11 protein-coding genes are annotated in these 9,871 nt (G+C 40.7%); 5 read left to right on the top strand and 6 right to left on the bottom strand.

Annotated features, from left to right (window positions below; genetic code table 11):
- The 4 genes from A5N85_RS17755 to A5N85_RS10730 all read right to left on the bottom strand — a co-directional run.
- Nucleotides 1-128, bottom strand: a 128-nt coding sequence (locus A5N85_RS17755; protein WP_143143250.1) for a helix-turn-helix domain-containing protein, incomplete at its 3' end; no start/stop codon positions are given.
- 640 nt (nucleotides 129-768) lie between these two features.
- A complete protein-coding gene (locus tag A5N85_RS10740; RefSeq protein ID WP_072577224.1) occupies nucleotides 769-1,266 on the bottom strand; it encodes an aminoacyl-tRNA deacylase in 498 nt (165 codons plus the stop codon).
- A 2-nt stretch (nucleotides 1,267-1,268) separates the two neighbouring features.
- On the bottom strand, nucleotides 1,269-1,928 hold the full coding sequence (locus A5N85_RS10735) for an epoxyqueuosine reductase QueH (RefSeq protein WP_072577223.1): 660 nt from the start codon (nucleotides 1,926-1,928) through the stop codon (nucleotides 1,269-1,271).
- A gap of 29 nt (nucleotides 1,929-1,957) precedes the next feature.
- Nucleotides 1,958-2,341 carry a helix-turn-helix domain-containing protein gene (locus A5N85_RS10730; protein WP_072577222.1) on the bottom strand — a complete coding sequence of 128 codons (384 nt, stop codon included), beginning with the start codon at nucleotides 2,339-2,341 and terminating at the stop codon, nucleotides 1,958-1,960.
- 112 nt (nucleotides 2,342-2,453) lie between these two features.
- Here A5N85_RS10730 and A5N85_RS10725 point away from each other — a divergent pair, with 112 nt between their 5' ends.
- Nucleotides 2,454-2,906 (top strand): hypothetical protein, encoded by a 453-nt coding sequence (locus A5N85_RS10725; RefSeq protein WP_072577221.1) that lies wholly within the window; start codon nucleotides 2,454-2,456, stop codon nucleotides 2,904-2,906.
- Between the two features lie 268 nt (nucleotides 2,907-3,174).
- On the opposite strand, the gene A5N85_RS10720 is transcribed toward A5N85_RS10725, so the two are convergent.
- Nucleotides 3,175-3,834 (bottom strand): hypothetical protein, encoded by a 660-nt coding sequence (locus A5N85_RS10720; RefSeq protein ID WP_143143256.1) that lies wholly within the window; start codon nucleotides 3,832-3,834, stop codon nucleotides 3,175-3,177.
- Nucleotides 3,835-4,135: 301 nt separating this feature from the next.
- Between A5N85_RS10720 and A5N85_RS10715 the strand changes: the two genes are divergently transcribed.
- The 4 genes from A5N85_RS10715 to pgi all read left to right on the top strand — a co-directional run bounded on the left by A5N85_RS10715 (nucleotide 4,136) and on the right by pgi (nucleotide 9,189).
- Nucleotides 4,136-5,200 (top strand): cytochrome-c peroxidase, encoded by a 1,065-nt coding sequence (locus tag A5N85_RS10715; RefSeq protein WP_072577219.1) that lies wholly within the window; start codon nucleotides 4,136-4,138, stop codon nucleotides 5,198-5,200.
- A gap of 105 nt (nucleotides 5,201-5,305) precedes the next feature.
- Nucleotides 5,306-5,806: a thiol peroxidase gene (tpx, locus tag A5N85_RS10710; protein WP_072577218.1), complete on the top strand. Its 501-nt coding sequence runs from the start codon at nucleotides 5,306-5,308 to the stop codon at nucleotides 5,804-5,806.
- A 162-nt stretch (nucleotides 5,807-5,968) separates the two neighbouring features.
- Nucleotides 5,969-7,588 (top strand): alpha-D-glucose phosphate-specific phosphoglucomutase, encoded by a 1,620-nt coding sequence (locus A5N85_RS10705; RefSeq protein WP_072577217.1) that lies wholly within the window; start codon nucleotides 5,969-5,971, stop codon nucleotides 7,586-7,588.
- 23 nt (nucleotides 7,589-7,611) lie between these two features.
- Nucleotides 7,612-9,189, top strand: coding sequence for a glucose-6-phosphate isomerase (pgi, locus tag A5N85_RS10700; RefSeq protein ID WP_072577216.1), 1,578 nt, complete (start codon nucleotides 7,612-7,614; stop codon nucleotides 9,187-9,189).
- Between the two features lie 323 nt (nucleotides 9,190-9,512).
- Here the strand turns inward: pgi and A5N85_RS17750 are convergent, their stop codons facing one another.
- The gene (locus A5N85_RS17750) at nucleotides 9,513-9,842 is read right to left on the bottom strand and encodes a transposase (RefSeq protein ID WP_084601754.1); all 330 of its coding nucleotides are present in this window, start codon (nucleotides 9,840-9,842) and stop codon (nucleotides 9,513-9,515) included.
- Nucleotides 9,843-9,871 lie beyond the last annotated feature (29 nt).

The following is a 9,871-nucleotide window of genomic DNA, read 5'->3' as shown; positions in this document are numbered from 1 at the left end:
TGGGGATTTTTAATCCAGCTATAGACGGTGAATTTGCTGATCTTGTAGCGCTTTGCAACAGCGCGCCAAGTTTCTCCATTAGCAATATCGTTAAGAATTTTCTGTCGGAATTGGCTGCAGTAGGTCATAGGATATGCTCAGTTTGTTTTTGATAATTCTACTACAAGTTGTTCTTTATATCTGCTTTGGATAGATTGGATTATAAGTGATTTGACTATAGATTGATCATCAGTGGAGAAATGAAAAAATTAGAAAACAAATGGTTAAACTAATCTAAAAATATAAATCTACCATTTAGCAATCTTTATTTGCAAAGATTGCTAAATGCGCTCTCAACACTTCATTTTAAATACCCAATTATCTTCAATAATAAATGCTATTTTAGCTAGAAATCTTATTATTTTTATTATTCTAAACCGTATTGATCGCCTATTGAAGATTATTATAAAAGTCATAACGATATAACTTTCAAAACGAGATAAAAATTGATTTCCTTCTGGACACTTTAGCTACAGTCGAAAAAAATTGAAACTATTATGGTTAAATTCCTAAAAAATACATACAGAAGAAAGTAAATAAAAGAAAGAAAACAATACATTATTTTTTTCTACTGTATGCGTTTTTTGAAACATCGCTATATAAGACAGTTAGACAAAGGCTTTACGAGTTACACAGTAAATAATAGCGATGCTACAGCAATTTAATATTTCTTTCACGACATAATACGCCGATGCTTACGAATAAATTACGCTTTGCATTCAAAAAAGACTATTTTTGATTTTCGTGCGCTAAAGCCACTTCAACTATTGTCGGCGATAAAATCGCCAAATCTTCAGGAACTAAACGTACTTGAAAGCCTTGCTTACCGCCATTAATCCAAAAAAAGGGTAAGTCATAAATGGTTTTTTCGACATAAATCGGTAGTACCGTTCGAATCCCAAAAGGCGACGTCCCGCCAAATTGATAGCCTGTCCATTTATGTGCTTGTGTCGCACTTGCTGGTTCAATATGTTTCATACCAATTTGACGGGCTAAATTTTTAGTGGAAATTTCTTTATCGCCATGCATCAAAACAATCAAACCTTTTTTATCATCGCCTGTAAACACTATCGTTTTAATTACTTGATTCAAAGGAACGTTGAGTTCTGATGCTGCCTGTTCTGCACCACCATGCGTTTCATAAGCAAACAAATATTGCTCAAAAGAAATCTGATGCTCTCTGAGTTGACGAATCGCTGGCGTAACAGGATATTTATCTTTAGCCATGTTTAGTCTTCTTCATTCACACCGTAATATTTCACGCCTATTTTAATTTTATCGCGCCCTTTTGATTGCCGCCATGCATTAGTATCACGCAGAGAATACACGCAACCGCAATATTCTTGCATATAGAAATGCTCACGCTTGCTAATTTCAATCATTCGCTGGCTACCGCCACCTTTGCGCCAATTAAAGGTCCAATATTGCACATCTGGATAAGGCTCACAGGCTTTAACACCGCTTTCATTGATTTGGTTCATATTTTTCCAACGACTAATGCCAAGCGAGCTAGTAATCACAGGAAATCCATGTTCGTGGGCATATAAAGCGGTTCGCTCAAAACGCATATCAAAACACATGGAACAACGTCGTCCTCTTTCAGGATCCCATTCCATGCCTTTTGCGCGCTCAAACCAATTATCCGTATCATAATCGCAGTCAATGAAAGGAACGTTAAATTTCTCTGCAAATGCAATATTTTCATCCTTACGCAGATTGTATTCTTTACGCGGATGAATGTTAGGGTTATAAAAGAAAATGGTGTAATCAATGCCACTTGCGAGCATGGCTTCCATGACTTCACCAGAGCACGGCGCACAGCAAGAATGCAGAAGAACTTTTGTATGCCCGTCGGGCGGTGTTAGTTTTGGTCGTTCGTGTAATTTCATAAAAATTCCATAAAGTTAAATAAGTATTGTTATTTTTGTAGCTGTTCAACTAATAAACGCAAAGTTTCAATCTCGCGCTTCTGCTGAGAAAGTAGCTCTTCTTGATGAGCTAAACATAATTTTAGCCTTTCAATTTCTGACATAAACTCTTGTTGTCCACCGTAATAATTACTACTATTAGTGCTATTTTCACTAATTAGGCAAATGACACTTCTATCATTAATAGACATAAGTTCCTCTATAGTAATGCCAAAAATCTTTGCGATTTGTCCAAAACGATTAAAGTTCATCTGTGTTTCGCCACGTTCTAATTTGGCATAGCCATTTACAGACATTCCCAAGCGATTTGCCATCTCTTCTTGTGACCAATTTCTCAATTCACGCATCATTTTAACTTTATCAGTTACTTCCATTTTTTCCCCTACAATTTTGGATAGTCATACCTCCTTATTGTGTCTGGATGTATGCTTAGTAATTATTACAATGTTATCAATATTTTTATCCACTAACCAAGAGAGCCTTCTTATGGAATCTATAAATACACAGCAAACATTACCTAATAATTATGAAAAACTGCTAAAAATTAGCAGAATTTTTGTTTGGATTATTGCAATCTATCCTTTGATTTACGCCTTATTATTCAGCTTTGTAATGAAAAACTCAAATACTGCATTTGCACATATACTCATGTTTTTTCCAACAGCTTTAGCGCTAACAGATCATCAGATATGGAAAAAAGAAGGTAATCTAAAAATTTGTAATATTCTATGGCCGTTACTGTTTTATCCTGTCTATTTATGGAAACGCGTAAATGTGCTATCAGAAAATAAAATTACTTTTTGGGTTTGGTTAGCAACTGCCACCTATATGATTGCATCTCCTTTAATCTTTGGGGGTCAATCAGTATTAGAAAGTAGTGCGTGTGAACTTACTACACAAATTTTAAAACAAAACGGGGTATATAGTCAAATCAGCTAAAAAACAGAACGTTATCTACCGCCAGAATGGCTAGATAAGGGCTATAGGATGTTTTGTTTTTTAGCTGATCTCACTATATACTTCTTGTGAAGAGGTCGCCATCATAGAATCTCATGGAAAGAAGCATGATGCCGTTGCAACACTTTCCAATGGAAAAACCGTTGGTATCACTATTACTGAAGTCAAGGGCGGTAGAATTTATGTAGAAGTATATGAGTGAATAAGGCAATAAAAAAATCGGATATTTCAGATGAAATATCCGATTTTTTTATTGCGTATAATAAGTTGGTTCCGCTTCAATCGGCTTACGATTATTAAAAACGCTTTCTGGAATAGGGCAAGGTTCGCTTTCATTAAAAATATAAGTGCTACCCTTATACAAAATTGCGCCACTACAAGGAATGCCGCGAGTAGATTCCTGTTTAGGGGTAGTAGCTGGGCGAACCTCTGGCATTAGTGCCGGATTGGCAGCGGCAGGTGGGCTTTGGTTATAAGCGCCATAATTAGGCGTATTTTCACCGTATGCTTGCTCAGAAGTCGCACGACGTACCAGTTGACACTGGCTGAATTTATATTTGTTTTCATCATCTGCATAAACTTCTGCTTTACCTTTTTTACAACGATAAATGTTACGCGCAGATGCGGCATTAGAATTAGGTGCATTGGTATTACCCAATTTAGGCACATTTTTAGCGTCTAATGCACGTTGACGCTCTTTCGCCGCTCTTTCTGCCACTGCAGGATTATATCCACCTCGCTGCAAAATACCAGCTTCCCTATCTTGTGCGACTTGCTCTGCATTTGTAATCAATCGCCCATTTTTGTCATAAGCCGCGGGACGGAGTGCTTCACTTTGCGCAAAACTTTGTATAGGAAATGTTAATACCATACAGGCACTAAACCCTATCATATTTAGAAGTTTATTCATGATATTAAAGCGGTTATTGATAAAAATCATTTGATGAGTATATCGCCTAATGCCTTAAAAACAAAACCGTCTAAACATGAGTATTCTAAATAATGAGCCATTTTCCTTCCGAATCTTTCTCATCTATTAAGCATATTCTTACCAATAGAAAGTCGCTTTATGGTTATATAAGAACTATTTTAGTTCCATTTCCACAAAATACCACGAATTAACTTAATTTTCCTCAAAACAACCGCAGATAGATAAAATTTTCGTTATAATTGACTCGCACATGATGATGCAATAAAAAAGAGAGGCAATTATGACAACACTCCGCGCAGCATTGGTAATTGCAGTTACTGCGGTCTCTGCTAATATTTGGGCAGAAACGTCAACTGACGCAGCAGCAACCTTAGAAAAAGCCAAAAATGTTTTTCAACCCCTGCCGAAAAGTGCGCAGCTAGAATCTGCAAATCCTGACACCACACCAGCTTTAGTTAAATTAGGTCATGAACTGTATTTTGACCCCCGTTTATCTAAAAATGGCAACGTTTCTTGCAATAGCTGCCATAATTTAGCAACTTATGGCGTAGATAATCTACCAAAAAGTTTAGGAACAGATGCCAAACCGGGTGGTCGTAATCCACCAACCACATTAAATGCCGCTTTAAATACCACGCAGTTTTGGGATGGACGCGCGCAAGATGTAGAAGAACAAGCAGGTGGACCTTTGCTTAACCCTGTTGAAATGGGTTTAGCAGATGAAGCAGAAGCCGTTAAACGCGTTTCTGAAATCCCCGGCTATGTTGAAAGCTTTAAAGATATCTTTGGTGATAAAGATCCTGTAACTTTTAAGCACATTACACAAGCCATTGGCGCTTACGAACGCACTTTAATTACGCCTTCTCCTTTTGATCGTTTCTTACAAGGAGACACAGACGCGCTAAGTCCGACACAACTTGCTGGTCTTAACAAATTCATGGATTATGGCTGTATTGCTTGCCATAGTGGCGTAAACCTTGGCGGCGGACAATTCCAAAAATTTGGTTTAGTTGACGGTCCTTACTGGAAATTTACAGGCGCAGAAGAACACGACGAAGGTCGCTTTGAAGTAACCAAAGCCGAAAATGATAAATTCCTATTCCGTGTTCCCACCCTTCGTAACGTTGAATATACCTATCCTTACTTCCATGATGGTAGCGTCAAATCTTTACACCGTGCAGTAAAAATCATGGGTATGGCACAGTTAGGACGCGAACTTCCTGAAAAAGATATTGATGATATCGTTGCATTCTTGAATTCACTAACTGGCGAAGTGAGCGAACAAGCTCGCGTTATTCCGCTTTTACCAAAATCCGTTTTTGAAAAATATCCACAAACCAAATAACCTTCTAGGCTACTCCGATTTAGGAGTAGCCCACTATTCCTTTCAAACAGTGGCAATAAATCATAACAGCCTCTAGAATGATCGTTTTACACGAAGGAGACTACAATGACTCAAGTGACTTTTCATCACGATACCACTGTCAATCTCGCAGGAACATTGCCCATCAAAGACGCTATCGCACCAAACTTTGCATTAGTTGATACAGAACTAGCTGAAAAAACGCTGAACGATTTTTCTGGAAAACGTAAAGTTCTCAATATCTTTCCAAGTGTTGACACAGGAGTATGCGCAACTTCTGTTCGCAAATTTAACGAAAAAGCCGCAGCTGCTGAAAATACCGTTGTTTTATGTATTTCTGCTGACCTACCCTTTGCTCAAAAACGATTTTGTGCCGCTGAAGGCTTAGATAACGTCATAATGTTATCAAACTTCCGCTCACCAGAATTTGCGACTGCTTACGGCATTCTACAAAAAAACGGACCACTAAAAGGCTTAAATGCTCGAGCGGTGATTGTCTTAGATGAAAACAATCAAGTACTTTATACTCAGCTCGTTGATGAAATCACAGATGAGCCAGATTATGAAAGCGCTTTAAAAGCACTGTAAGTAGTTATGTCAATAAGGGCAACTCATGTAGTTGTCCTAAGAAAACCTTTTATTTCCCTAAAATTTTATAAAAAACAAAACTACTTTTTATCTATTTCAAAAAAGCGTATATTTCAACCTTAAATCTGCTCATTAAGCGAAATCGTCCAAAGAGAGGTCACCATGGATATAAAAACCGTTTCCTTTACAGCTTTTATTGACCAATCCCCCGGCACATCTGGGCTGCGCAAATCTGTTAAGCACTTCCAGCAGCCCCACTATACCGAAAGCTTTATCCAAGCCATTTTCTCTACCTTAGGTGCAGAAAATAAAACCATTGTATTAGGTGGAGACGGACGCTTTTATAATGAGACTGCTATCCAAATCGTTATTAAAATGGCAGCCGCACAAGGCGTAAAACGCTTAATTATAGGAGAGAACGGTTTACTATCAACACCTGCGGCTTCTCATATCATCCGACACTATCAAGCAGATTACGGCATTATCTTATCCGCTAGCCATAATCCTGGCGGCGAAAATGGCGACTTCGGCATTAAATTTAACCTTAATGCAGGTCAACCTGCACCAGAATCAGCAACCAACGCCGTCTTTGAAACCAGCAAACAGCTCAAAGAATACACCATTGCCGATATTACCCTTCCTGCGCTAAACACCATTGGTCAACACACCTTAGGGACAATGACCTTAGATATCATTAGCAGCACCGAAGATTATGCCGACCTCATGGAGCAACTTTTTGATTTTGACAAAATACGGCAATACCTCTCTGCTAATCCGATTATCTTTGATGCCATGCACGCCGCAACTGGACCTTACGCCAAAGAAATATTCAGCCATCGTTTAGGACTACCAGAACACTATCTCATCAACACTACTCCCTTACCTGATTTTGGCGGTGGACATCCCGACCCGCAACCTTCCCATGCGCAAGACCTACAAGCTGCGATGCAAAAACATCCCGAAGCCATCATGGGCGCAGCTTCTGACGGCGACGGCGACCGCAACCTCATTATGGGACGTAAACACTTTGTAAACCCTTGCGATAGCTTAGCCATTATTGCTGACCGCCATACAGATATTGCTTGCTTAGCGGAGCTAACAGGTATTGGACGCACCATGCCAACCAGCCGAGCCATAGATGCCGTCGCTCAAGCCAAACAACTGGCTTGTTATGAAACCCCAACCGGCTGGAAATTCTTTGCCAATCTACTAGACGCTAATAAAATCCAACTCTGTGGCGAAGAAAGCTTTGGCACCGGCGGCAACCATATTCGTGAAAAAGACGGTATTTGGACCATCCTTTGTTGGCTCAGCCTACTCGCGCAAAACCAACAAACCCTTGATACCCTCTTAACCAACCACTGGAATACCTACGGTCGTCATCACTTTAATCGCTTTGATTACACCGAACTAGACAAAAACCAAGCACAAGAAATGATTAACGCATTTGAACAAAATATGCGTAAACATATCGGGTCAGAAATGAGCGGACTAACCGTTACCCATGCCGCACAATTCAACTACACCGACCCTACCAATAACGAAATCAGCCCCAATCAAGGATTACAAATACAGTTTGGTCAACGCGCGCGCATCATCTGTCGCCTATCTGGCACAGACACACGGGGCGCAACCCTACGACTTTATTGCGAATATTGGCAACAACCCGGTGAACGCACCCCTGCACTAGTGGGTACCACCACCACTCTTGCCACCCTTGCGCAAAACATTATGGACATGCAGCGTCATATTGGTCGAAGTCAGCCAAACAATATTGCTTAAAATCTCAAACAAAAGGAAAAACGATGAGCCATATTCACGAAAAACTCCGCGAACATGCCGCCCAAATCCAAAATACAACACTAACCGAACTCTTTGCACAAGAGCCTAATCGCATTGCAGATAACACCTATCAAATCGCGGGCATCTATGCGGACCTATCCAAAAACCACATTAACCAACAAACTGCCAAACTTTGGCAACAATGGGCAGAACAAGCCGGCGTTGCTGAAGGCATTGCTGCCATTACCCGTGGGGATAACGTCAATACTGGTGAACATCGTCCTGCACTACATCACGCACTCCGCGCACCGGCAGAAGGGGAATTTGTTGTCAACGGCATTGACGTTAACGCCGAAATTCGCGACGTTCGCCAACGCATGAAAAGCATCAGCAAAGAAATCCGTAATGGCAACTGGAAAGGCTATGACGGACAAACCATCACCGACATCATCCACATCGGTATTGGCGGCAGCGAACTCGGACCACGCCTACTCTGCGAAGCCTTTGCCCATGAAGCCGACGGTCCGAACATTCATTTCCTCGCAACGCCCGACCCTGTCCAAATTCGTCACCTACAAAAACAGCTTAACCCGGCAACCACTCTTCTCATCGTGGCATCAAAAAGCTTTGGTACCGAAGAAACCTTAGAAAACGCTAAAATCATGCGCGACTGGTTGCGACAAGCCGGTGGCGAAGCAACCGACCAACGAATGATTGCGCTCTCTGCCAACGTAGAAAAAGCCGCTGCTTTTGGCATTACAGCCGAGCGAGTCCTCCCATTCTGGGACTGGGTCGGCGGACGCTTTTCCCTTTGGTCGGCCATCAGCCTCCCCTTCATCCTACAAAACGGCTACGACTACTACGCACGCCTCCTTAACGGCGCGCACCAAATGGATCAACACTTCCAAACCGCCGATACCCAAGACAACCTCCCTATTCAGCTTGCCCTACTAGACTGCTGGTATAACCATTACTTTGGCATCAATAACCGCTCACTCATTATGTATGCGCACAGCCTTGCGCCTTTCCCACAATACCTACAACAACTAGACATGGAAAGCCTCGGCAAACGTGCGACACGCGACGGTAAACCGCTTACCCAACCAAGCGGCATGATTATTTGGGGTGGAACTGGCACAGAAGCCCAACACGCCTTTTTCCAACTACTCCATCAAGGACAACGCCGCATTCCACTTGACTTCATCACCGTCAAAAAAGCCCCAGAAGGCATGGAGCATGCAGCAAGCATCATTCACGGACACTGCCTGGCACAAGCTGAAGCACTCATGCGCGGACGAGATGAAAGCGATCTACAAGACATCCCTGAAGCAGAACGCTACCAACGCACCTGCCCTGGCAACCGCCCAAGCACCATGCTCATCCTAGACGAACTCACCCCAGAATGCCTAGGCGCGATGATTGCCCTATACGAACACAAAACCACCATATTAGGCATCCTCTACGACGTAAACGCCTACGACCAATGGGGTGTTGAACTCGGAAAAGTCCTCGCCAAAGGCACAGAAGCCAGCCTAAGAGGCGAAATTGGCAAACATCATGATGCAAGCACAGAAAGCTTGATTAAGCATCTAAAATCATAATTAAATTTAAGTATATAAACTAAAAAGGCGGTAAACTACCGCCTTTTTAGTTTCCAACATTCATTCTCTATATGAAAAATATAAAAAAATCCTTAAACAAAAATCTAAGCTTAGTTTCTAAAACACTATTAATCTCCTCTATACTATCTGTTACATTATCTTTTATAATTGGAAACAGAATCATCTACTCTTACTTAAATAGCATAAACCAATTAACAATATATAGCAATTCAATTGATACATACGCAATTAAATTAATTACTATAAAGTTTATAATATTTATATTTTTTACATCTTCTGTCTTTTTATTTCTTCCTATATACTCAACGTTTTTTAAAAAAGAAAATCTCAGCAATACCTCTACAAATAAAATAACAAAATACATATATAGTGCAATCATCTAAAACCCAACCCAATCCAATCCAAAGCAGATAAAAGCATAAAGTATCAATACAATCCATCCGCCATTCTTTGCGTATTTGCTTAATCCAAGCCCACATCTTTTCAATGGGATTTAAGTCTGGACTATAAGGGGGTAACCAAACTATCTCATGCCCATGCTCTTCAATGATTGCTTGAATATCACTGCGTTTATTGAAAAGCGGACATTGTCCATGACAATTACACTGTTTTTWGGTAACTCTAGGTAACAGTGGCTTCTCTCACCCAATGAGAGAAAATA

Source organism: Suttonella ornithocola, assembly GCF_001889065.1.
GTDB classification, from domain to species: Bacteria; Pseudomonadota; Gammaproteobacteria; order Cardiobacteriales; family Cardiobacteriaceae; genus Suttonella_A; species Suttonella_A ornithocola.
Note: the sequence above shows the minus strand (reverse complement) of the source record. Positions and strands in the feature narration are given on the sequence as shown.